Raw genomic sequence first — 23,943 nt, 5'->3', positions numbered from 1 at the left:
ACGCAATTAGCGATTGGACGCTTATCGAACGGCCAACGGACAATCGAGCAAAGTATTGGATCCAAACTCACTCCCTCTATTTAAGCGAAACCGATGAACGAAAAAGTCCGCTATTCCGCTACCGAGCTGCAACACTTCGCACAGGCTTTATTGAGCAAAGCGGGTCTCGACGAACCGAAGGCGAAAGCCGTCGCGGCGACGCTCGTCGACGGCGACCTGATGGGACACGATACACACGGTCTCGCGTTGCTCGCGCCGTATATCGGCGAGATCGAACGTGCAACCATGACCCGTACCGGCGAGCCGGACGTGATCTCGGATCGCGGCGCGAGCCTGCTATGGGATGGCCGGCGTCTTCCCGGTCCGTGGCTCGTGCTCAAGGGCATCGAAACGCTCGCGCCGCGCGCGAGAGAGTATGGAAGCGCGACGCTGGTGATTCGCCGCAGTCATCACATCGCCTGCCTGGCGAGCTATCTGGAGAAGGCCACGGCCGACGGATTCATGATCGTGCTCAGCAGTTCCGATCCGGCGGTGCAGAGCGTGGCACCGCACGGCGGCACGCGCTCCGTCTTCACGCCCAATCCGATCGCAGCCGGCATCCCTACTTCCGGCACGCCGTTCCTGATCGACGTTTCGTCATCGACGGTGACCAACGCCATGACCGCGCGCCGGCACAAGGCCGGGCAACTCTTCGACGAAGCATGCTTCATCGATGCGAACGGAGAGCCGAGCCGCGATCCCGGCGTGCTGTCGGCCAATCCGCCGGGGTCCATCCTGCCGGTCGGCGGCCTGACGTGGGGACATAAAGGATTCGGCCTCGCGCTGCTGATCGAGGCGATGACGGGAGGACTCGCGGGTCACGGTCGCGCCGATCCCGCTGACGGATGGGGCGCCACCGTGTTCCTCTCGCTATACGATCCGGCCGCTTTCGGCGGCCCCGATGCGTTCACGAGACAGATGGACTGGATCGGCGATGCATGCCGCGAAAATCCGCCCCGCCCGGGCGTTGCGAATGTGCGGATGCCGGGCGATCGCGGACTGAGCCTCAAGCGCGATCAACTGCGCGATGGCGTTGCGCTGCATCCGACCATCGCGCCCGCGCTCGAAGCCTGCGCCGAGCGCTACGACTTGCGGTTTCCCGCTGCATTGACCGAGTAATGCATACGATGCACCCGCGACGAACATCGCGGGTGCATCGCGTTCAACGCTTGCTGCCCTGCACTGCCGCCGGAATCGGATCGCGCACGAGCAACCAATAGCCAATGACCGCGACACCCGCCACGCCCGCGCCGACGAACAACGCAGGATGGAACGAGTGCGTCTGCTGCACGATGAAGCCGGTGATCACCGGCGCCAGTGCGCCCCCGAAATAGCCCCCGAAATTCTGCATCGAACCGATGGATGCGGTGCAGTTCGCCGGCGCCGCGACGGAAGCCATCGCCCAGGCCGCGCTGCTCGACACGTACAGCAGCAGCATCGAGATCGAGATGAAGACCACCGCGAGCGTCGCGCTATGCGTGAGGCCCGTGAGGACCGTGAAGATAGCCACGCCCAGCAGCGATGCAGCCATCGGATACTTGCGGCTGTTGATGGCGGAGACACCACGCTTTGCGAGCACATCGCATACCTTGCCGCCCGACAGACTGCCCACCACGCCGAACAAATACGGAACCGCCGCGACCCATCCAGACTTCGAGATGGTCAGGTGAAACTCCATCTGAAGGTACGTCGGCAGCCACGCGTTGTAGAGCCAGAGAACGTAGATCGTGCCGAAGAAGCCCAGCAGCATGCCCCACGTCGTGCCGAATCCGAAGAGACGCCGCCAGTCGTTCCACGTCGGCCGCGACGCGACTTCGCCATCGACATCGGTCAGATAGGCGCGCTCGCGCTGAGTGAGATTGACTTGATGCGGGTCGCGATGCACGAGGTAAAAGGCCAATGCGAGCACGAGTCCGGCAATGCCCATGATGCCGAACATCCATCGCCAGCCTACAGTCAGCATCACGACGGTCAGCAAGGGCGCGGATATGGCGGTGCCGAGCGTCGATGAACTGTTCCAGATGCCCGTGGCCGCGCCGCGCTCCTTCTTGCCGAACCAGTCACGAACGACTTTCGCGCTCGTCGGGAATTGCGGCGCTTCGCCGACGCCGAGGACCATGCGAGCGGCAAAGAACTGTCCGAAGCTGCTCACCACGCCGCCGAACGCCTGCGCGACGGACCACGTCGCGAGACTGACCGAGAGCATGACGCGCGCGCCGAAGCGATCGACGAATGCGCCTGCCGGCAATTGCGCAAACGCATAGGCCCATAGGAATGCCGAGAGCAGCAAGCCCATTTCCGCGACCGAAAGCCCGAGGTCTTGCCGGATGAGTGGATTCGCAATGGAAAGCGTCGCGCGATCGATATAGTTGACGATCCCACTTAGTAGGAGCAACGCAAGCGCGGTACGTTGAATTCTCCGCACTCTCGCCGAAGCCTTGTCACTGCTGGCGATGTCATGAGCGCCGCTTGCGTCCGGCTGCGGCACGCCCGAAACGGGGGACGACTGCTCCATATGAAAGTCTCCTGGGAAGGTCTGTTCTTGGCGAATCTGTTATTGGAATTCACGTGCGCGTAAGGCAGTCGTGAACTGACGCACGATATGACCGCATCGGTCAGAAATCCAATCAAATTTACCCGCAAACCGATTCCATTTGTTTATCGCGCGGTAGGTGCAAACCCGCGCATCTTGCTAAGGACTGTGGTCTATCCTCCATTTGACCGGCGTTCTCATTCCTGCGGCTGTCAGAACGGTTCGCATTAACCCTTCGACTAGACGAGCAAGTCAGTTTCTCAAGGTTCAACGCGACAAATGAGTTCTGTCACAGTGTGCTGTTTTTCGTGACTTCAAAGACAGCGCTTCGACAATGCCCTGCTACGATGAAATTCACACGCGTCGCGGTGTGACGCAAATACTTTTCGGTCATCGAGAAACACGTATGAGTCGTCAAAAGGCATCCGGCAAGAAAGGCTTGCCATCGAAAAAAGATCTGGAGGCAATGTCGAACTTCCGCTACCAGTTGCGGAAGTTCCTTCGCTATTCGGAAGAAGTCACGCAAGCTGCCGGAATTACACCGCTGCAATATCAGATGCTGCTGCATGTGCGCGGAATGCCGGGAAAGTCGTGGGCCACGGTCGGCGAACTGGCCGAACGGCTGCAGGCAGCGCCCAATGGCACCGCCGCGCTGGTGAGCCGATGCGAGGCCGCCGGTCTCGTCGTGCGCAAGCCTGGCGAAGCAGACCGTCGGCAAGTCGAAGTGCATCTCACGCAGAAAGGCGAGCAATGCCTGCTCTTGCTTGCATCGCGCCATTTAAGGGAGATTCAGGCCTTCGGCTGGCTTGCCGACAGCGTGTAGCGCCGGGGCCGCGCATAAGATGCACAGTTCAGTCATGTTGTGACCTAACTGTGACGTCGCCCTCCTCTTGCGCGAACCGGAGCGCTTTCAGCGCGCTTCGGCACGGATCGAATCTGCCAACGCACAACGCGCGCGCGGAACGCGCCCCGAACGTCGATGTCACCGATTTATGCGTTCTCCGACAACGGTCTGGTAATCTCCGCGATTTCCTCTGCCGTCAATTTGGAACGATCGAAACATGGATACACCCTTCAACGAACGCGGCGTCACGTTGTCGCGCGCAGGCCTTTCAGCTTCGGGCCAGATGATTCCGATGCGCGAATTGCGCACCGCGCGAGTCGTGAAAATCGAGCGCAAGAAGCCGCTGCCGATCGGCCTTGCGGTGATCGGGCTCGTCGCATTGGGCGCGGGCATCGCGACCGGCGTGGGCGCCGCGCTCGTGCTGGGCGTGATGATCGTCGTGGTCGGTTATCTGTCGTGGATTACGCAGGACGTCATCTATCAGTTGATGGTATCGACGCCCGATGGCGAACGCGAAGTGCTCATCACGAAGGATCAGAAATTCGCGGACCGCGTGGCCGCGCTCGTCGGCGAAGCGGTCGCGAAACATGCGCAAACCGCCGCCGCGCGCCCGCAGGCGTGATGCAAGGCGCGCGGCGATCGGCGGTCAATTGAAGTCCAGCGGCTCGACGTGCCAGATCTCGCGCGCATACTCCGCGATCGTGCGGTCCGATGAAAATATCCCCATACCCGCGACGTTTTCAATGGCGCTCTTCGTCCACGCTTCCTTGTCGCGGTACTTGAGATCGACTTCGGTTTGCGTCTTGTCGAAGCTGTCGAAGTCGGCGAGCACCATGTAGTGATCGCCCCAGTCCACGAGCGTGTGGAAGATGTCATAGAAACGATGCGGCTCTTCCGGCGAGAAATGCCCGAGCCGGATCTGATCGAGCGCGAGCTTCAACTCCGCGTTCTCCTCGTAAATCTGCCGCGGCCGATACCCCGCCGCGCGAAGCGATTCGATCTCGTCCGTCGTGTGCCCGAAGATGAAGATGTTCTCGCGCCCGACGGCATCGCATATCTCGATGTTCGCGCCATCCAGCGTGCCGATGGTCAGCGCCCCGTTCAACGCGAGCTTCATGTTGCCGGTGCCGGATGCTTCGGTGCCGGCCATCGAAATCTGCTGTGAAAGGTCGGCCGCCGGAATGATGAGTTCCGCCACGCTCACGCCGTAGTTCGGAATGAAGCCCACTTTCAGGCGATCGCCGACGAGCGGGTCCGCGTTGATACGCTTCGCGACATCGTTGATGAGCTTGATGATGTTCTTCGCCATCTTGTACGCGGACGCAGCCTTGCCCGCGAACATCACCACGCGCGGCGTCCAGTCCTTTTCCGGATTCTCGCGAATGCGGTTGTAGCGCACGATCACATACAGGATGTTGAGCAACTGCCGCTTGTATTCGTGGATGCGCTTCACTTGCAGATCGAACAGCGCCTCGGGATTGATGATGGCGTTGGCCTCGCGTTTCGCGCGTTCGACGAGCCGCATCTTGTTCGCGAACTTCGCTTCGTGAAAAGCCTGGCGAAACTCGGGATCGTCGCGCCATTCGCGCAGCCGCGCGAGTTCGAACAAGTCGGTGCGCCAGCGCGTGCCGAGCCGCTTGTCGATCAGCGACGACAACGAAGGACTCGCCTGCGCAAGCCAGCGGCGCGGCGTGATGCCGTTCGTCACGTTGGTGAAGCGCTCGGGATACATGCGCGCGAAGTCGGAGAAGATGTTCTGCACCATCAGTTGCGAGTGCAGCTTCGATACGCCATTGACCTTCTGGCTCGCGACGATCGCGAGATGCGCCATGCGCACCCGGCGCTGGCCGTATTCATCGACGAGCGATATGCGGCGGATCAGATCGACATCGCGTCCGAACTTCTCGGTCACTTGCTTCAGGAACTGCGCGTTGATCTCGAAGATGATCTCGAGATGCCGTGGCAAGAGGCGGGCGAGCATTTCGACGTCCCACGTTTCGAGCGCCTCGGGCATGAGCGTGTGATTCGTGTACGAGAACATCTGCTGCACGAGCTTCCACGCCTTGTCCCACGGAACATGATGCGTATCGACGAGCAGGCGCATCAGTTCGGGAATCGCGAGCACCGGGTGCGTGTCGTTCAGATGCACCGCGACTTTTTCCGCGAGCCGCCCGAAATGCGTGTGCGTGCGCTGATAGCGGCGGATCAGATCCTGCATCGTCGCGGAGACGAAGAAATATTCCTGGCGCAGGCGCAGTTCGCGTCCGGCTTGCGTGGAATCGTCGGGATAAAGCAGACGCGATACGTGCTCGGACGTGTTCTTCGCCTCCACCGCGCGACGATAATCGCCCTGATTGAACGCGGAGAGATCGAATTCGTCGGTGGCGCGCGCGGACCACAGGCGCAGCGTGTTAGTCGCGGTCGTCGCGTAACCGGGGATGACCGTGTCGTAGGCCATCGCGTTCACATGCTCGGTATCGATCCATTCGGTGCGATCGCCGTGCTGCACCGTGCGCCCGCCGAAATGCACGGTGTACACCACTTCGGGCCGCGGAAATTCCCACGGATTGCCCGCGCGCAGCCAGTAATCGGGCATTTCGACCTGATTGCCCTCGACGATCGTCTGCCGGAACATGCCGTATTCATAGCGGATGCCGTAGCCGAAGCCGGGCACGCCGACCGTCGCCATCGAATCCAGAAAGCAGGCCGCGAGCCGCCCGAGGCCGCCGTTGCCGAGCGCCGCGTCCGGCTCCAGTTCTTCGAGCGTGGCCAGATCGACGCCGAGGCTCGCGAGCGCGTCGCGCACTTCGTCGTGGATGCCGAGCGCAAGCAGCGCATTGGTAAACGTCCTGCCGATGAGAAATTCCATCGACAGGTAATAGACGCGTTTCACGTCCTGTTCATATTGCTGGCGCGTGGTGCGCATCCAGCGCGCGACGAGGCGGTCGCGCACGGCAAGTTCGGCCGCGTGCAGCCAGTCGCGCGGCTGCGCGGTCGCCGCATCCTTGCCGACGCCGTACATCAGGCGGTTCGAGATGGAGCGCCGCAGCGCATCGACGGTGCTGTTGAGCTGGTCGAATTCCAGGTCGACGGATGTCATCGGTACCTCCGGTGTTTGCATCTTGAGCAACGACCGTCAAAGCGCGCCGTGAGTTCAGCGCCGCGCCCGTGGCGATCGATTCGGGGCGCGAATGACGGCCGTGCGCGCCCCGCGGGGAATCTCCGTGAGGGCAAAAATGCAGGTTACGCCACTTTTATTTTTTTTGGTACGACGATCCGCGCGATGGTTCCCCGGCCTTGCATTTCCGCCACAATCGGTAAATATTATTTCGGTCTCCGAATCATTATTGTGACAACGGCGTGAATGTGGGGGCAATGCATTCTTTCCGCTCAGTGCGCAATATGTGGGAAAGCATCGGCTAGACTCCCGGCTTTGCGTGCAAGCAATCGAAGAGGCTATCGATGTACAAGAAAGGCGTGGTGATCGAAATTCAATTCCCGCCCGAGCGCCTGAACGACGCCGCCGGCGATCCTTACTGGATCGATCTCACACTCGACGAAGCGCGCCGGCTGCATGCGCAGCTTTCGCGGCGCTTCGCCACGGAAAGCGATGCCCGCGCGAATCAGCCGCTCGACACGTTCTCCATCGAATAGCGGGGCAAAGAACAAGCGCAGTGCACGGTTGAACAAGACGAAGCGGCCAATCGCGCTGATACTGCGCGAATTCAGGCTCAACGCTTCGCTCATGTTTCCGTTGCTCACCGCGTCCGTCTTCGTGTTTCTCTGGTCGACGGGCTTCATCGTCGCGCGGGCGATCACGCCTTACGTCGATCCGAATCTCTACCTGCTCGCACGCTTTTGCGGAACGGCGATGCTGTTCGTCGCGGGCGCGCTCATCGCGCGTGTGCGCTGGCCAACGGGCCGCGACGCCATTCGGCAGATGTTCGCGGGCGCACTACTGCAGGGCGTATACCTCGGCGCGAGCTATTGGGCCGTGGCGCGCGGGCTCGGCGCGGGCGTCATGGCGCTGCTCGGCGCGCTGCAGCCGCTTCTGACCGCGGCCCTCGCGGCGCGTCTTTTCGGCGAAAAGCTTTCGATGCGCGCCTGGAGCGGCCTCGCGCTCGGACTCGCGGGCGTGGCGCTCGTGCTCGCGCCGAAGATCGCGGAAAGCGTGGGTCCGGCCGCGCATGCGGCGAACGCGGTGAACACAGCGCCGCAATGGCTCGTGGTGACGGTCGCCATCCTCGCTGTCTTCGCGATCACGGCGGGCACGCTGTATCAGAAGACATCGCTTGCAAACGCGGACATTCGCAGCGCGAGCGCCCTGCAAAACGCGGGCGCGGCGATCGTCGCGGCGGTGCTGGCTGCATCGCTCGGGGAACATCGCTTCATTCCCTCGATAACGACATGGATCTCGCTCGCATGGGGCATCGTGATGCTCTCCGGCGTCGCGACGACGCTGCTCGTGTGGATGGTCCGGCGCGGCGATGCATCACGCGCGACGGCGCTGCTCTTTCTCGCGCCGCCGCTCGCCGCGATCGAAAGCTACGTCGCGTTCGGCGAAACGCTCGGCGCCATTCAGATCGCGGGCTTCTGCGTCGCGCTGGCGGGCGTGCTGCTCGCGCGGTCGCAGTAGTCGATCATCAATCGACGTTGTTCGCCCCCGCCGGCACCTGCTGGCGCGCGGCCTTGCCGGGCCGGGGCGACCACGCGGGCCGCGCCTTCTTCGCCGTATCGATGACGACGAGATAACGCCCCGCCCACGGCGTCGTCTGCCGATTGGACTTCAGCACCCACATCGATTGCCCTTCGGCCGCGCGCGCATCGTACTGCGCGTCGATGATGCCGTGGTGATCGAAGAACGCGTTCAGCGTCGCCGGAATCCGCACGCAGCCCTTCGAATGACGCATGCCCAGCACGGGTTCGAGCTTCTCGGGGTCGGTCGCATGCATCTGGAAGCGCATCGGCGACACGCCGCCCTTGCCCCAGCCGCGTTCGCCATCGGCCCAGCCGAAATCGTAGATACGCATGTCGCGTGCGCCGTAGCCGCGAATGCCGAACTCGTTCAGCGTGCCTTCCGCGCGAAAGTCCATGTTGCCCGGCATGTGCTGGAACACGCCGAGCGGCGTCAGAAAGTGATCGTAGGTGCCGGGGCGTCCTGTCGATACGGGCGATGCGCCGATCATCGACCACGCCTCGCCCGACTTGGCGCGAAAGTAGACGAAGAGCGCCTGCACGTTCTCCGCGCGATCGACGAGCACGACGAATTCGTTGGCGAGATCGCCCTGACCGTGCGCGTCGAGCGCCTGCTGAAGCGCGCGGCCATAGGCTTGCTGATCGGCGGCCGGCACGTCGAGGCGGCGATTGACTTCCTTCGCGAAAGTCTGCCGCATCGCGTACGCGCCCTTCGGCGCGAGTCCCGTGCGTTGCCCGACGTTCGGCGCGGGCGGCTCGGGCGGCAGCGGCACTTCAGGCACGGCCGCTTCGGATGCGGCGCTCGCAGCCGATGCCGCTTCGGCTGCGGAAGCCCCCGACGCAGCCGATGCCGCCGATGCCTCGGACGCTTGCGACGCCGACGATGCCGCTTGCGGCGCGATCGGCACGGGCATCGCGGGAAGCGCCCGCGCGGGCGCGCTTGCGCTTTGCGGTGCGCTCGCGCCGTTCGGCAGCGGCGGTATCGGCAATATGGGCGGCATCTCGGCGCGCTTCGGCGCCGCGGTTGCCTGCGATGCACCCGACGCCGCCGATACCGCTTGCGCAGCGCTTGCCTGCGTCGTCATCAGAAGAAGGACGGCCAGCGCCGCGACCCCGGTTATTCGTGCGCCGAATGGCGTCTTGTTGTTTCCTGCGTGCTGCATTGATTGATCCGCTTGGCCTTCAGACTACGGACGATCGAGACGATCCTCCGCTTCGAACGATGGACGCTTCGCGCATCCATCGCGGTTCGTCTGAGCAATGTTCGTTCCGGGACGGCGTCAGAGTCCCTTGCATGACAAGCTCGAGAGATTAGGATAAAGATTCGGCCAATCGGCGGTAATGGCGCTTTGCGCGGCCTTGAGTGTGATATCGCCCGTGCAGACGCAGCGCTTCAGATAGACCGCGAGCCGCTCCTTGCGGCGCTGGCCGGCGCGGCCTTCCCAGCGACGCAGATCGAGATTGGCGGGCGAATTCGGCGAGCCGCCGAGGATCACCGGCATGCGGTGATCGAGCGCATATTCCGCTCCGAACGATGCATCGACGCCACGCTGCTTCAGCAGCCGATCTTTCTGATGCATCTGCATTTCGAACGACGGCAGCACGCGATCGGCATAGCCCGGCACGCAAATCGTATCGACGATAGTGGACTGCGTGACGCGCGCATCGAGCCAGTCCGAACGCTGGGCGCGCGCCGTGCCGCCACCGAACATGGCAACGAGCGCGACGACGGCCAGCGACGCCGCGCGCGCATTGAACCGACGCTTCGCGAAGACGCGTTCGATAACGAATGGGTCGCTTCGATTCATGCCTCGATGGGTCAAACGGATCGCGCGGCCATTGCAGGGCCGCCGGTTTGGGAGATCAACGGAGGTTCAATTAGAACACACGATCGCGCGGGAGCGCGCCTGCCGATGCACGTCAGACGGACAAGCGCGCGACCGCGAAAGCGCGACGCGAAGAGCCGGTCTGCGCGATCGTTTGAGCCATATCGATGCCCTGTTGCAACGTGCGCTACGCAAGACGCCATCGTTCTTGCGGCATGAACGTAATGCCGCTTCGCGCATGAACTGCGCAACGGCTATCGCAAACGAAGCCGCGCTCATCCACCGGGCGCGGCTTCGTTCACTATGCGACTACCCCGCGTTCTCCGGCGAAAGCGCCGCGCCGATCTTGTCGGCGGTCCTTTTCTGCAGCGTGATGATCCGGCTCATCGCCGCATGGTTTGACGTTGCTTCCTCATACATCTTCGCGAGATCGGCCTTGAGCTGCGTGCGCGAGCCGCCGTCGAGATAGACCATGTGCCCGGACGGATAGAACGTCGCGGACAGATTCTGCCGCACGGTCTTGTCGATGAGCGGCATGCGCTGAAGATCGATGATCGTCTGGTAGAACGGCGTCACGAAGTCGTACATGCCGTTCGCCGACAGCACCTTCAGATCGACGTTCAGCGCCATCACTGCGGCGAGATCGCCCGCCGTGTAGAGCACGATATCGCCCTTCGAATCGACGCCCTTCTCCGCGCCCGTCGGGTCCTTATGCTTGAAGTCCCAGTTGACGAACGCCTGATCGTTGAGATCCGTGAACGACGACGTGGACGTGAACTGCAACTGCTCGTTCAGATAGCTGTTCCACATCGACGTATAGACGCCGCTCACGGCGGTCATCGTCGGGTCGTTGCCGCCGGAGTTCGGATCGATCTTGCCCGCGATGCCGGTCGATATCGCCGTCACGCGGCCATCGTAGGAACCGAGCGCTTCGCCCTTCGATTTCAGCAGCGTCGTGAGGAAAAGCGAGTTGCCGCGGCTGTCGTAGGCGGCGATGTCGAGGCTCCACGCAAGCAGCGTCACCTTGTCGATGCCCGTGTATTCCGCGAGCTTCTCGACGACTTCATCGTCGGTCTGGGGAAACTTGCGCAACGCGTTCAAGTAATCCGTGCGCGAGAATTCCGCCACTTCCTCCATGAAGTTCAGGAGATTGGTCGGCGTGGGATGCACGCCGAGCTTCTTGTGATACCACGCATCGGCGGCGGCGGTCGGCAGCGCGCCCACGGGGTTGCCTGCCTGGCTGTAATCGAGAATGGACGACTGCAGCGTGATGCCGTTCAGATCGACGCCATCTTCATGCAGCCGGTACGCGAGCACGCAACTGCGCGCCGTGCCATACGACTCGCCGAACAGGAACTTCGGCGAATTCCAGCGATTGTTCTTCGTCAGATAGCGCTTGATGAACTGCTTGATGGAATCCGCGTCCTGATCGACGCCCCAAAAATCGCGATTCTTGTTCGGCGCGATCGCAGCCGAATAACCCGTGCCGACCGGATTGATGAAGATGAGATCGCTCTTGTCGAGCAGGCTGTCGGGGTTGTCCTCCATCTCGTACGGCGCGGGCGGCGTGAAGCCCGGCATCGAGGTCTTGATGCGGCGCGGCGCGAACGATCCGAGCAGCACGAACACCGACGACGAGCCCGGCCCGCCGTTATAGAAGAACGTGAGGGGCCGCTCTTCTTCCTTCGCGCCGTCCTTCGTGAACGCGACGAAGAACATCTTCGCTTCAGGCTTCGAACTGCTCGGATCGACGGTGACGAGATGGCCGACCGTCGCCGTGTACGCGATCTTCTCGCCGCCGATCGACACCGTGTGATGCGTGATCGCGGCGTTCTCGTCGGCTTCGCCCGGATCGATGGCGTCGTCGGGCCCGTTGCCATATGCGACCGGATCGAAATACGGCTGGTCTTGCTGATGCTTCTTGCCCGCGCTTTTCGCGGGCGCCTTCGCTGCGTGCTCCTCGGCCGCAGGCGGCTGCTTGATACCGCCCGGGTCGGGCGCGACGCCAGTTCCCGTGGCGGGAATGCGCTTCATTTCCAGTGGATCGGAGTTCATCGTGGTCGCTCCAGAATCGTCGTCGTGGTTGTTGTTCACTGACTTGCCTTGACTCGTGCATGACCGGCGGCGGGCGCGAGCGCCGCGGCGATCTTCCCGCCGTCCGGACTGCCGAGTCCCGTGCAGGCGTCCCATCCCGACGCCGCCGCAAAGCTGCCGTTGTCGCCCTTCGTGATGTCGCGGAACGCGGCCGCCGCCTTGTACAGCTTCGGATTGACGAAGCCGGACGGCGATCCGTTGATCGCGTTGATGCGCGCGATCAGCGCGGCCCAGAGCGGCGCGACCGCGCTCGTGCCGCCGACGACCGTATCGTCGCCGTCGATCAGCACTTCGTAGCCGGTGATCGGCGATGCGTCGCCGGCCACGTCGGGCACGCCGCGCTTCGCCAGCGGCGTCTGCCGGCCGCCCGCGCGCGCCACCTGCAAGCCCGTCTGCCACGCGGGCAGCGCGAACACGCCGCTCACGCCGCCGCCGCCCGCGCCGCCCTGATCGCCGTCGTTCCAGACCACTTCCTGCGTGATGCCCTGCGCCGTGGCCGTGACGCTCGTGCCGCCGCAGCCGAGCACGTACGGGCTCGATGCCGGGAAATCGACGTGATCGGCGCCATCGCCGACGCCGTCCGACGATCCGCTGTCGCCCGACGCCGCGCACACGGTCACGCCGAGCGCGGCCGCGCTTTGCAGCACGTCGTTGAACGCGCTGATGGACTGCGACGACCAGTTCGACTCCGGGCCGCCCCAGCTGATCGACACGACGGACGGCTTGTTCGTGTTGTCGTGGATCGCGCGATTGACGGCATCGACGAAACCGGCGTCGCTGTTCGGCGCGAAGTACACGGCGATGCGCGCACCCGGCGCGACCGCGCCGGCGATTTCGATATCGAGCGTCACTTCGCCGTCCGGGCCGTTCGGATTGCCGGTCGGCGCGTTCTTCGCGCTGTCCACGCTGACGGCCACGACATTCGGCGCCTTCACGCCGAGCTTCGAGAAGTAGGCCGACAGATCGCTGTCGCGATAGCCGCCGCCCAGTTCGACGATCGCGATGCATTCGCCCGCGCCGTCGCTGTCGGGAAAGGCGTAGAGGCGCGCGAGATCGACCGGTGAAAACGACGCCGGCGTGACGCCGCGCAACGGCTTGAACGGCGGACGGAAGCGGAAATGCGGACGCGCCTGCGGCTTGCTGTCGAGGCCGAGCACGGCGGTGACGGCGTCGTGGATGTCGTCGGGCACGTTGACCGGCCCGGTCCGCCCGCGATACTCGCCGATGTTGTGATGCTGAAAGCGTTCGAGCTTGACATCGAAAGCCTTCTGGAATGCGTCAATGCTGCCTTTGAGCACGACGCTGCGCGTGCTCGGATCCGCGCGCACGACGGCGAGGCCATATTGCGCGGCGAATTGCTTGATCTTTTCGACGTCTTCATCGGATGCGCCGAAGCGCTTGTCGAATTCCTCGCGCGAGACGGATTGCGCGGGCGCTTCCCCCGCGTCGATGCGCGCCATCATCTGCCGGAAGCCTTCGGCGTCCTTGCGCCGCAACATCACGACCACTTCGATCTGTTCGCCGGGATCGCAAGCGCCGATGCACTTCGCGCCTTCGGGATGAATCTTGTCGGTGCCGCTGACCGGTTGCTTCGTCATGGTATCGATGCTCCTCGTGGGCTTTGGAGTTTGGAAGTTCTCGATCCTGCCGCTCGCCGCGCATCCGGCGCACTTCGCCACGCATAATCGTTGCGCGAAGCACGCCGCTTATCGTCTTATTTTCCTGGCGCGATTGCAATGGATGCAATCGCCTGGACCGTGAAGTGAAGGATGCGACGTCGCCGGGACATTTGCTGTCCCGGTCGGATCACGGTTGCGCGCCGCCTTCGGGCGCGACGCCGAGGCGTTCCATCAGGCGGCGGGCGTCGAAAGGCGCTTTCACTTTCTGGTCGTTGTCGAAGTAGCAGAACACGTCGCGCGATGCCCGGCGACGCGGCGCCGTCGACGAAATGAGCCGCGCGTCGTCGATCTGTCCGCCCGCCGCCCAGCGCTCGATGCGCCGCGCCCAGCCGTCGAGCGCATCATCGGAATACGCGCCGCCGTAGAGCGTTTCCGTGCCGTGCAGCCGCATATAGACGAAGTCGGAAGTCAGGTCTTCGGCGTACGGCCAGTCCATGACCGAATCCGATACGACGAGTGCCGCGCCATATTTGCGCAGGAGGCGCACGAAGGCATCGGTGCAAAAGCTCGCGTGGCGTCTCTCGACCGCGTGCCGCAGCGCGCGCTTGCGAGGCGCTTCGAACCACGGGTCTTTCACGCGCGTGTCGTGCTGCTGGGCGAGCGCGGCGGCTGCGTAGGTGTCCTTGGGCAAAAGCTGCAGGAATCGCTCGAACGGCTCCGGCTTGAAGCTGAAGTTCGGCGGAAACTGCCACAGGAACGGCCCGAGCTTGTCGCCGAGCGCGAGCACGCCCGAAGCGAAGAAATTGGCGATGGCGGGCAGCGCGGTTTCATCGCGAAAACGCAGCATGTGCGTCAGATAGCGCGGTCCCTTCACGCTGAAGACAAAGTGCTCGGGCGTCGCGTCGTGCCACGCGCGATAGCTGGACAGCGTCTGCAGCGAGTAATGCGAGCCGTTGATTTCGACCGTCTGCACCGCCCGCGAGGCGAATTCGAGTTCGCGCGCCTGCGCGAGTTTCTTCGGATAGAACACGCCGCGCCAGCCGGCATACCGCCAGCCGGAAATGCCGATGCGAATGCGCCCGCCCGCCGCGCTCATTTCGGACGGTCTTCCGGATATTCCATGCGCACCCCGGCGGGCAGCCACGGCTCGCGGTGCGTGCACCACAATTCGTACGCGGGCTCGAAGAGGCCGGTTTCGTCGAATGCGCCGAGCGGCAAATCCACTTCCGCGTGGCTCGCGTATTCCATGTACGCCACCGACCCGCAGACCGGACAGAAATGCCGCCGCCCTTCCTCGGAGCTGCGCCAGGTTTCGAGCCGCCCGCTCATCTCCACGTTCTCGCGCGCGAAGATCGCATACGCGCCGAACGCGGAACCGTGCACGCGTCGACACGTCATGCAGTGACACAGCGACACGCGTCGCGGCTCGCCGCTCGCGCGAAAACGAAACGCCCCGCACGCGCAGCCGCCTTCGTGGAATCCGGTGTTCATCGCGCTCTCCGCAATTGAAGTCGAAGTCTTCTGCGCGAAGCACATCACGCGCCCGACCGCCCGAGCGCGAGACGCCTTCTCGCGGCGTCGCACGGTTTGTTACGATAGCCCATCACGATCGGAGGCGGCACTCATGACAACATCGGGCATCGCAGGCGGCAGCACGTTATCCCTTCTGAAGCTTCTTCCCGGACCGGGTTCCGAGTTCGGTCCCGCGGCGTCCGATCTCGCCGCGCATGTGCTTTCGCATCAGCGTTTCGATACGGCGGCGAACGCCGCCTTGCCGCGCGAAACCTTCCGTGGCGTGAGCGTCGATGAAGCCATGTCCGACGAGTACGTGTTCCCGCTCGGCGACACCGGACAGTCGATCGTGCTGTCGGGATATCGCATCGCCGCGGGTTTCATCGCCGAGCGCGCCGCCGACGAGTGGCTCGACATCGCGCACAAGGAACGCGCGGCGCGCGGCCTGCCCGCCGCGCCGCAAGCCGACGAGCCGCCGCTCGCGCCCGATCCCGCCGAAGCCGATCAACTGCTCGACCGCGCGCTGGAATGCGCGCAACGCATTCTCGATCCGGTCGCGGGCGAGCCGCTTGTGTCGCTGTTCGAAGCGCACTATCGCGGCGGGCGGGAATTTCTCCGCCTCAGTTGGGAAGGCTTGCCGGAGGACCTCGTGCCGGAATCGCGCCGGCCGCTCGCGGCGCTGGCTTCCGCGATGGACGAAGGCGAGCGCCGCGAGAAGCGCGACTACGATCCCTACGGCCTCGTCGGCACCGACGATTACGACGTGGACCGGCCGCTTGCGTATCGCGAGAAGATCGGGCCGTTTCTTTTCACGATGACGTATCGCCACGAGTATCCGCAAGTCGACGACGAGCGTCTCGGCACCGCGTTCGCCGTGTTTCACGAAGCGGGCAGCGATATCGTCGCGGCGGCGGTGGAACTGAAGCTCGTCAAGGTGCCGCCCCTCACGAAGAGCGCCGACCTCGTCTATACGCTCGACACCTATTCGGGCGAGATGCTGTCGCTCGCGCTGGCATCGACGGAAGCGCTCGGGCACGAGCGGCTGCGCGACGTGTACGGCACGCATCGCGTGATCTATATCAGCATGTGGGAAGTGCGCAAGCCGTGGCGCGGCGAAGGGCTCGGCGTCGCGCTGCTGCATCAGGCGTTGGAGCGTCTTCCCGTCGATGTCGATGGCCGCCCGAACGCGCTATGCGTCGCGCCCGAGCCGTATCAGATCGACATGCGCCACTTCGACAAGCTGCCTCCCGTGTTGCGCGAGGAACTGAAGGCGCCGGGCCGGCGGCTCGAAGCGCATCTCACGAGCTGGCTCGAACGCTCGAAGCTGCCGATCGCCACGCATTTCTTCGTGCCGATGGCGCGGCACGCGGGCATCGGATCGGCGGGCGAGAACGCGCGATGGATCGACAGGATCATGGAAAGCGAAGCGTGACGTGGACAAGCGGCGTGCTTTCTGACACGGCTGCCATCAAGCGAAGCCGCGCATCGAAGGCCGATTGAAATCATCGTGCGCCGCCGCGAACCGCGAATTTACGAACTCATGCAGCTTTTACTTGCTTCGTCCATGACACTCGCGTAAATCGGCTCAACTCGCCGCTCCCGCGCCGATCGCACCGCGCTTGGCATCCAAGTTGCTGCGGTTGGCGGTCGCGCGCAGCGAACGTTCGGTCGCCTTACGGATGGCGAACATCGCTCGCGCGCGCCCGCCGCGCCCCACGGACTCGGGCATCGGCGCATCGCGGACCGACGTCGCATCGGCCGCATGCGGACTGCCTCACAAGACCCGAGCCGCATGGCGCCCTTCCGAACGAGCGAGGAGCCTTCTTTCGCCATGTCCCCAGACAACACGCCTTCTTCCGGCCTCGACGACGCGGCTCAAAAACCGTCGCGCAGGCGCTTCCTGCAATCGGCCGCAGCGGCAGCGGCCGTGACCGCCGCACCGCTCGCCCACGCGCAGCAACCAAACGCGGGCGCGCCCGCCGCCGCGCCGATGCCGCCTTCCGCCGCACCGACGATGCCCGTCAAGCTGACCATCAACGGTCATCCGTATGAACTGCAGGTCGAAGCGCGCACGACCCTGCTCGACGCCCTTCGCGAATACGCCGGTCTCACCGGCACGAAGAAAGGCTGCGATCGCGGCCAGTGCGGCGCGTGCACGGTGATCGTCGCGGGCAAGCGCATCAATTCGTGCCTGACGCTCGCCGTGATGCACGACGGCGAATCCGTCACGACGGTCGAAGGTCTCGCGCCCGCCGCCGATACGCTGAGCGCCATGCAACGCGCGTTCATCGACAAGGACGCGTTCCAGTGCGGCTACTGCACGCCGGGCCAGTTGTGTTCGGCGACGGCGCTCATCGACGAATACCGCGCGGGCGATGCGAGCGCCGCGACCGCCGACGTGCGCTACCGGCCGCCGCAACTCTCCGACGACGAAATCCGCGAGCGCATGAGCGGCAACATCTGCCGCTGCGGCGCGTATCCGAACATCGTGGCGGCGGTGAAAGTCGTCGCCTCGACGCGCAGCTAAGGAGACGACATGGACGCGATCTCCTATCAGCGCGCCGCCGACATCGGCTCGGCGATTCAGGCGGGCAGCCATCCCGGCACGGTGTACATCGGCGGCGGAACGAATCTGCTGGACCTGATGAAGGGCGGCGTCGCGCGGCCCGCGAAGCTCGTCGATATCACGCATATCGGCGGGCTCGACACCATCACGACGCTGCCGGACGGCGGCCTGCGCATCGGCGCGCTCGTGCGCAACAGCGACGCCGCCAATCACACGTGGGTGCGCGAGCGCTATCCGCTCTTGTCGCAGGCGTTTCTAGCGGGGGCATCGGCGCAATTGCGAAACATGGCGACGGTCGGCGGCAATCTGATGCAACGCACGCGCTGCTATTACTTCTACGACACCGCCTTTCCCCAGTGCAACAAGCGCAATCCCGGCAGCGGATGCGCGGCGCTCGAAGGCAACACCCGCATTCACGCGATTCTCGGCGCGAGCAACCAGTGCATCGCGACGAATCCGTCCGACATGAGCGTGGCGCTCGCCGCGCTCGATGCCGTCGTGCGCGTGAGCGGCCGCGATGGCGAGCGCGCGATTCCGTTCGCGGAGTTTCATCGGCTGCCGGGCGACCGGCCCGATCTCGATACGACGCTGAAACCCGGCGAGCTGATCACAGCGGTCGATCTTCCGCCGCCGCTTTTCGCCGATCACTCGAAGTATCTGAAGGTGCGCGACCGCGCGAGCTATGCGTTCGCGCTGGTCTCGGTCGCGGCGGCGTTGCAGATGGACGGCAACACGGTGAAGACCGCGCGCATCGCGCTCGGCGGCGTCGCGCACAAGCCGTGGCGCGCGAACGCGACGGAAGCGGCGCTCATCGGCAAGACGCTCGACCGCGCGACGCTGCAAAGCGCCGCCGCGCTCGCCGTGCAGGGCGCGAAGCCGCAGCGCGACAACGCATTCAAGGTGACGCTCGCGCAGCGGGCGATCGTACGCGCCGTCGAACAGGCAGGAGGTGCCGCATGAGTGTCATCGGTCAACCGCTCGACCGCACCGACGGCGTGCTGAAAGTCACCGGCCAGGCGCGCTATTCGGGCGACAACAGCGAATCGAAGCTCGCGCACGCGGTGCTCGTCACGAGCACGGTGGCGAAGGCGCGCATCGCATCCATCGACACGAGCCGCGCGCAAGCCATGCCCGGCGTGCTGCTCGTGATGACGTACCAGAACGCGATGCGCCTGCCGAACGGCGGCGTCCCCGACGCGCAGCCGCCCGCCGTGCGCAAGCTCACGCTGCTGCAGACGAACGAAGTGCGCTACAGCAACGAGCCGGTGGCGGTCGTCGTCGCGGATACGCTGGAGCATGCGCAAGGCGCGGCGCGTTTCGTCGATATCCGCTACGAAGCGACGACGCCCAACGCGGATTTCGCGCGCGCCCGGGCGTCCGCGTACCAGCCGGAAAAAATGATGGGCCGCGCGATCACGACGCAGCGCGGCGATGTCGAAGCCGGCTTGCGCCAGGGGCCGACGCGCCTCGACGCCGTCTACACGACGCCCAACGAGCATCACAACCCGATGGAGCCGCACGCGACGCTCGCCCGCTGGGACGGCCCGAAGCTCACGCTCTACGACGCGACCCAAGGCGTCTCCGGCGCGAAGAGCGCGGTGGCGAAGTTCTTCGGCATCCCGGACGACAACGTGCGCGTGATCTGCCCGTTCGTCGGCGGCGGCTTCGGCTGCAAGGGCTCGGCGTGGTCGCACGTGGTGCTCGCCGCGATGGCGTCGAAGCAGACCGGCCGGCCCGTCAAGCTCGTGCTCGAACGCCCGCAGATGTTCGGCATGGTCGGCAACCGGCCGTTCACCGAGCAGCGCATCCAGGTGAGCGCGCGCGCCGACGGCACGATGACCGGCATGCGCCACGACGTCATCTCGACGACATCGACGTTCGAGGACTGGACGGAAAGCTCGGCCATCCTCACGCGGATGCTGTACGCGGTGCCGAATCAGTCGACATCGCACAAGCTCGTGAGGCTGGATGTCGGCACGCCGACCTTCATGCGCGCGCCCGGCGAGACGAGCGGCTCGTTCGCGCTCGAATCGGCGATGGACGAAATGGCGTACCGGCTCGGCATGGACCCGCTCGCGTTCCGCATCAAGAATTACGCGAACATGGAGCCGCAGGAAAAGAAGCCGTGGTCGAGCAAGGCGCTCGTCGATTGCTACCGGGAAGGCGCGGAGAAGTTCGGCTGGTCGAAGCGCAATGCGGCGCCGCGTTCCATGCGCGAAGGCAATACGCTCGTCGGCTGGGGCATGGCGACGGCGACATATCCGGCCAATCGCAGCGAGGCGTCGGCGGTGGCGCGCATTCTGCCCGACGGCACCGCGATGGTCGCCTCTGGCACGCAGGATCTCGGCACCGGCACGTACACGATCATGACGCAGGTCGCCGCCGACGCGCTCGGCTTTCCGCTCGATTACGTGAGCTTCGCGCTCGGCGATTCGTCGCTGCCGAAAGCGCCGGTGTCGGGCGGCTCGCAATCGGCGGCGAGCGTGTCGCCGGCGGTGCAGGCAGCCGCGAAACAGGCGCGCGATCAGCTCATCGCGATGGCCATCGCCGATCGCGGATCGCCCGTCGCCGGCCTTCCGCGCGAGGACGTGACCGTGAGCAACGGCTGGGTCGTGAGCGTGTCCACGCCCGACAAGCGCGATCCGGCCGCGGCCATCATCGCGCGTAACGGCGGCAGGCCGATCGAGGCGGTCGCGACCGCGCGCCCTGGCGACGAGAAGAAGGAGTACTCGTTTCACTCGTTCGGCGCGGTGTTCGCGGAAGTGCACGTCGATGCCGACCTCGGCGTCATCCGCGTGCCGCGCATCGTCGCGGTCTACGACGTGGGAACGCTCCTCAACGAAAAGACGGCGCATAGCCAGTTGATGGGCGGCATCGTGTGGGGCGTCGGCTCGGCGCTGCTGGAAAAGAGCGAACTCGACGTGCGCTACGGCCGTTACACGAACGCGAATCTCGCCGAGTATCACGTGCCGGTGAACGCGGATATCGGCCTGCTGGACATTTCGTTCGTCGGCCAGCCGGACCCGCATATCAATCCGCTCGGCGCGCGCGGGATCGGCGAAATCGGCATCACGGGCGTGGCGGGCGCGCTCGGAAGCGCCGTCTATCACGCGACGGGCGTGCGCGTGCGCGACTTGCCGATCACGCTCGACAAGGTGATGGGACCGACGATGGCGTAAGCGCGGGCAACGATGCGCCGTCCGTGCGATGCGCGCGGGCGGCGTGATTTTTTGCGCGCTTGCCGCCGTCTTCGACGCGCTGCACAATCGGCTTCTCCCTCTTCCCTCGAGCAGCGCGATGACCTATTCGTCGAACGCGACCGGCATCCTGCTGGCGGCGGGCCTCGGCACCCGCTTCGACCCGTCCGGCCTGCGCAATAAGCTGCTCGCCCCGCTGCCCAACGGCACGCCGGTCGTGTTTCAGTCCGCGCGACGGCTGCTCGCGGTCGCGGCGGAAGTCGTCGCGGTCGTGCGGCCGGGCGCGGAAAAGCTGGCCGACGTGCTCAACGAAGCCGGCTGCAGCGTCATCTTCAGCGTGGACGCGGAGCGCGGCATGGGCGCGACGCTCGCCGCCGCCGTTCGCGCGACATCCGAAGCGGACGGCTGGATCGTCGCGCTCGGCGACATGCCGTGGATCGAGCCCGCGACGATCGAAGCTGTCGCGCGTGCGCTCGACGGCGGCGCGGCACTGGTCGCGCCGTTCTATCGCGGCTCGCGGGGGCATCCGGCGGGATTCGGCATGGCGCATCGCGAGGCGCTCGTTTCGCTCGACGGCGACGCCGGTGCGCGCGGCCTCTTCGCGAACGTGAAGCCGCTCGCCGTCGATGTCGACGATCCCAACGTGCTGCGCGACGTCGATCTGCCAGCCGATCTGCAATAAAACCGTCGCGGCAAAAGGGCACGACCATCCCAGAAAAGTTGCCGCGAAGCCGGAGTCATCGCTAGAATACTGTATGGATATACAGTACTTTTCAGCCTTTTCTGGTTCCGGTTTCCGATGAAAAGCGTCATCCTCGACCCATCGTTCGCTGCATGGCGCACCGTCGCGCGCTCACTCGTCACCGAGGGCGTGGCGCCGGAAGACGTGCTCTGGCGCGAGTCGGCTGCATCGGCCACGGTGTTCGGCACCATTGCCCCGCCGTGCGGCCCGGTGGACCCGAACGCGCCCAAGCCGGTGAAGATCGCCCGCGAATTCCTGGCCATGCTCGAAACGGCCGCGTGTTACCGCGCGCGGGACCGCTGGCCGTTTCTCTACAAGGTGCTGTGGCGCTGGACGCAGGGCGACCGCGCGGTCGCATCGCCGGAAGACGCGGACGGGCATCGGCTGAATCGCATGATCGAAGCCGTGCAGGTAGAGGAAAGCAAGATGCGCAAGACGCTGCGCTTCCGGCATCGGGACGCGTCGCTCGGGCCGCCGGAGTTCATCAGCTGGTGCGAGCCGGTGCACGACCTGCTGGAACACGCCGCCATGCACTTCGCCACGCGCATGGGCAGCGCCACGTGGATGATCGCCACGCCGCACGGCGCGGCCTTCTGGGACGGCGCGCTGCTGCGCGTGGACCGCACGAGCGAGCCGGAAGAAAAGCCGATGGACTTCGGCGAGAGCGCCGATTCCATGAGCGGCGAGGCAGTCAGCGGCGACGCCATCGAGGCGCTGTGGCTCGCCTATTACGAGAGCACGTTCGCGCCCGCGCTGGAAAACGCCGTCGAAATGGCGTCGCACATGCCGGTGCGCTACTGGAAGAGCCCGCCGAACGAGCGCGCCGATCCCGCGCTGATTGCCCGCGCGGACCCGTACACGCGGCGCGACCGCGAACCGCGCAACGTGCCGGACGACATGGAAGTCCCGCTCAATACGGATCTGGAGCCGCTCAAGGGCACGTCGCTGAAGGCGCCGCCGTCGCTCGACGCGTGCAAGCGCTGCTCGCTCTGGCGCAACGCCACGCAGGCGGTGCCGGGCACGGGGCCGGACAACGCGCGCGTGATGCTGGTCGGCGAGCAGCCGGGCGACAGCGAAGACCGCGAGGGCACGCCGTTCGTCGGCGCGGCGGGCAAGCTGCTCGACGACGCCATCCGCGAGGCGCAGTTGACGCGCGAATCGCTTTTTCTGACGAACGCGGTGAAGCACTTCAAGTGGGACGAGCAGGCGCAGGAAGCCGGCGGCGACAAGGAACGGTTGCTCGTGACGCCGTCGCAGCGCGAGCGCGAGGCGTGCCGCTACTGGCTCGACGAAGAGCTGACGCGCATTGCGCCGAAGGTGGTCGTCGCGCTCGGGGCGACGGCGCTGAAGGCGCTGACGGGGCATCGCACGGCGCTGTCGGAGTATCTCGGCAAGACGATCGAGCATAAGGGGCGCATTGTCGTGCCGACCTATCATCCGTCGTACTTGCTGCGCCTGACCGACGAAAAAGTGCGCGAGGAAGTCTTCGGGACGATCGTCGAGGCGCTCGTGTTCGCGCAGCAGATCGCCGACGGCACCGCCACGGTCCGCACGCCCGTGAAGGATCGCACGCGCTGACGGCGTGCCGGCATCGGCATCGGCATCGGCGAATGCAACAGGAGGAAACAGGAAGCAACAAAACGAAAGGCTCGTCAACGATCGTGTAAGCCATGCGTTGAACCGATGTCGCGCCTTCCGGCGCCTATTCGTCGAGACGATATTCATGGCCGCTTTGCCGCTCGAAGTTCTTCGCCAGCAACACACCCTGACCGCGCTCGTGCCGAAATCGGCCGGGCAATTGCATAGCGAACGCGAGCGCCTCATCGCGCGCGCCGGCTGGCTGCTCAACGCGACCATCGCGCTGGCGCTCGTCGGCGCGGCTTTAGTCGCGTGGCTCACGTTCTCGCCGGTGCCGCACGAGTTCCGCTTCGGCGCGCAGGAAGTGCTGGGCGTCGCGGTATTCGCGTCGTGCCTGTTCCTGCTGCACGAGCGCGCCGAACTCCAGCTCGCGCTCTACGACTACGAGCCCGTCGAGCAGACCACGCAGGGCGAACTTCGCGCGCTGCTGCATCGCGTGCCGGAAGGCGCGTCGTATCAGCAGGCGCTCGCCGCCGACAACCGCACTTTCGTGACCGGCGAAGTCGATGGCATCCGCCGCCGCGCCGAAGCCTTCACGCCCAAGACGCTGCCCGCCGAGGACGGTCACTCGGAGACTTGAGCGCCAAGTTTCACTTCCGGCGTTCATAAAAACCGCCGCTCCTGCATGCAGGGCGGCG

General features: G+C 65.0%; 20 protein-coding genes. 12 read left to right on the top strand and 8 right to left on the bottom strand.

Annotation, left to right across the window (positions count from 1 at the left end; all coding sequences use genetic code 11):
* Positions 1–93: 93 nt before the first annotated feature.
* Positions 94–1,158, top strand: coding sequence for an Ldh family oxidoreductase (locus tag AWB72_RS09775; RefSeq protein WP_040052014.1), 1,065 nt, complete (start codon positions 94–96; stop codon positions 1,156–1,158).
* Between the two features lie 43 nt (positions 1,159–1,201).
* Here AWB72_RS09775 and AWB72_RS09770 read toward each other — a convergent pair whose 3' ends face one another.
* Complete coding sequence (locus tag AWB72_RS09770) at positions 1,202–2,554, bottom strand: MFS transporter (protein WP_040052013.1); 1,353 nt, start codon at positions 2,552–2,554, stop codon at positions 1,202–1,204.
* A 424-nt stretch (positions 2,555–2,978) separates the two neighbouring features.
* Here AWB72_RS09770 and AWB72_RS09765 point away from each other — a divergent pair, with 424 nt between their 5' ends.
* Complete coding sequence (locus tag AWB72_RS09765; protein ID WP_040052012.1) at positions 2,979–3,395, top strand: MarR family winged helix-turn-helix transcriptional regulator; 417 nt, start codon at positions 2,979–2,981, stop codon at positions 3,393–3,395.
* A 238-nt stretch (positions 3,396–3,633) separates the two neighbouring features.
* Complete coding sequence (locus AWB72_RS09760) at positions 3,634–4,038, top strand: DUF6232 family protein (RefSeq protein ID WP_040052011.1); 405 nt, start codon at positions 3,634–3,636, stop codon at positions 4,036–4,038.
* A gap of 24 nt (positions 4,039–4,062) precedes the next feature.
* On the opposite strand, the gene AWB72_RS09755 is transcribed toward AWB72_RS09760, so the two are convergent.
* Complete coding sequence (locus tag AWB72_RS09755) at positions 4,063–6,516, bottom strand: glycogen/starch/alpha-glucan phosphorylase (protein ID WP_040052010.1); 2,454 nt, start codon at positions 6,514–6,516, stop codon at positions 4,063–4,065.
* A 362-nt stretch (positions 6,517–6,878) separates the two neighbouring features.
* On the opposite strand from AWB72_RS09755, the gene AWB72_RS09750 reads away from it, so the two are divergent.
* Both AWB72_RS09750 and AWB72_RS09745 read left to right on the top strand, forming a co-directional pair.
* Entirely contained in the window at positions 6,879–7,070 is a 192-nt protein-coding gene (locus tag AWB72_RS09750) for a hypothetical protein (RefSeq protein ID WP_040052009.1), read from the top strand.
* Between the two features lie 91 nt (positions 7,071–7,161).
* On the top strand, positions 7,162–8,052 hold the full coding sequence (locus AWB72_RS09745; protein ID WP_040052318.1) for a DMT family transporter: 891 nt from the start codon (positions 7,162–7,164) through the stop codon (positions 8,050–8,052).
* 7 nt (positions 8,053–8,059) lie between these two features.
* Here AWB72_RS09745 and AWB72_RS09740 read toward each other — a convergent pair whose 3' ends face one another.
* The 6 genes from AWB72_RS09740 to AWB72_RS09715 form a co-directional block, all read right to left on the bottom strand.
* The gene (locus AWB72_RS09740; RefSeq protein WP_040052008.1) at positions 8,060–9,274 is read right to left on the bottom strand and encodes a L,D-transpeptidase; all 1,215 of its coding nucleotides are present in this window, start codon (positions 9,272–9,274) and stop codon (positions 8,060–8,062) included.
* A 117-nt stretch (positions 9,275–9,391) separates the two neighbouring features.
* Positions 9,392–9,919, bottom strand: a complete 528-nt coding sequence (locus AWB72_RS09735; protein WP_040052007.1) for a hypothetical protein — start codon at positions 9,917–9,919, stop codon at positions 9,392–9,394.
* Between the two features lie 327 nt (positions 9,920–10,246).
* Positions 10,247–11,971 (bottom strand): S10 family peptidase, encoded by a 1,725-nt coding sequence (locus AWB72_RS09730; RefSeq protein WP_084593053.1) that lies wholly within the window; start codon positions 11,969–11,971, stop codon positions 10,247–10,249.
* A gap of 56 nt (positions 11,972–12,027) precedes the next feature.
* Complete coding sequence (locus tag AWB72_RS09725; RefSeq protein ID WP_040052005.1) at positions 12,028–13,629, bottom strand: S53 family peptidase; 1,602 nt, start codon at positions 13,627–13,629, stop codon at positions 12,028–12,030.
* Between the two features lie 208 nt (positions 13,630–13,837).
* The gene (locus tag AWB72_RS09720; RefSeq protein WP_087128052.1) at positions 13,838–14,746 is read right to left on the bottom strand and encodes a DUF72 domain-containing protein; all 909 of its coding nucleotides are present in this window, start codon (positions 14,744–14,746) and stop codon (positions 13,838–13,840) included.
* Entirely contained in the window at positions 14,743–15,141 is a 399-nt protein-coding gene (locus AWB72_RS09715) for a GFA family protein (protein WP_040052003.1), read from the bottom strand. The genes AWB72_RS09720 and AWB72_RS09715 overlap by 4 nt, the downstream gene beginning before the upstream one ends.
* A gap of 133 nt (positions 15,142–15,274) precedes the next feature.
* On the opposite strand from AWB72_RS09715, the gene AWB72_RS09710 reads away from it, so the two are divergent.
* The 7 genes from AWB72_RS09710 to AWB72_RS09680 all read left to right on the top strand — a co-directional run bounded on the left by AWB72_RS09710 (position 15,275) and on the right by AWB72_RS09680 (position 23,885).
* On the top strand, positions 15,275–16,594 hold the full coding sequence (locus AWB72_RS09710; protein ID WP_040052002.1) for a GNAT family N-acetyltransferase: 1,320 nt from the start codon (positions 15,275–15,277) through the stop codon (positions 16,592–16,594).
* A 399-nt stretch (positions 16,595–16,993) separates the two neighbouring features.
* Positions 16,994–17,689 (top strand): (2Fe-2S)-binding protein, encoded by a 696-nt coding sequence (locus AWB72_RS09705; protein WP_040052001.1) that lies wholly within the window; start codon positions 16,994–16,996, stop codon positions 17,687–17,689.
* Between the two features lie 9 nt (positions 17,690–17,698).
* On the top strand, positions 17,699–18,688 hold the full coding sequence (locus AWB72_RS09700; RefSeq protein WP_040052000.1) for an FAD binding domain-containing protein: 990 nt from the start codon (positions 17,699–17,701) through the stop codon (positions 18,686–18,688).
* Positions 18,685–20,907: a xanthine dehydrogenase family protein molybdopterin-binding subunit gene (locus AWB72_RS09695; protein ID WP_040051999.1), complete on the top strand. Its 2,223-nt coding sequence runs from the start codon at positions 18,685–18,687 to the stop codon at positions 20,905–20,907. The genes AWB72_RS09700 and AWB72_RS09695 overlap by 4 nt, the downstream gene beginning before the upstream one ends.
* A gap of 118 nt (positions 20,908–21,025) precedes the next feature.
* Positions 21,026–21,607 (top strand): nucleotidyltransferase family protein, encoded by a 582-nt coding sequence (locus AWB72_RS09690; protein WP_040052317.1) that lies wholly within the window; start codon positions 21,026–21,028, stop codon positions 21,605–21,607.
* A 117-nt stretch (positions 21,608–21,724) separates the two neighbouring features.
* Positions 21,725–23,245: a UdgX family uracil-DNA binding protein gene (locus AWB72_RS09685; protein ID WP_040051998.1), complete on the top strand. Its 1,521-nt coding sequence runs from the start codon at positions 21,725–21,727 to the stop codon at positions 23,243–23,245.
* Between the two features lie 145 nt (positions 23,246–23,390).
* Positions 23,391–23,885 (top strand): hypothetical protein, encoded by a 495-nt coding sequence (locus tag AWB72_RS09680; protein WP_040051997.1) that lies wholly within the window; start codon positions 23,391–23,393, stop codon positions 23,883–23,885.
* Positions 23,886–23,943: the final 58 nt, after the last annotated feature.

Origin of the sequence: Caballeronia concitans (assembly GCF_001544615.1) — a bacterium.
GTDB classification, from domain to species: Bacteria; Pseudomonadota; Gammaproteobacteria; order Burkholderiales; family Burkholderiaceae; genus Caballeronia; species Caballeronia concitans.
This window is presented reverse-complemented; position numbering and strand designations above follow the sequence as displayed.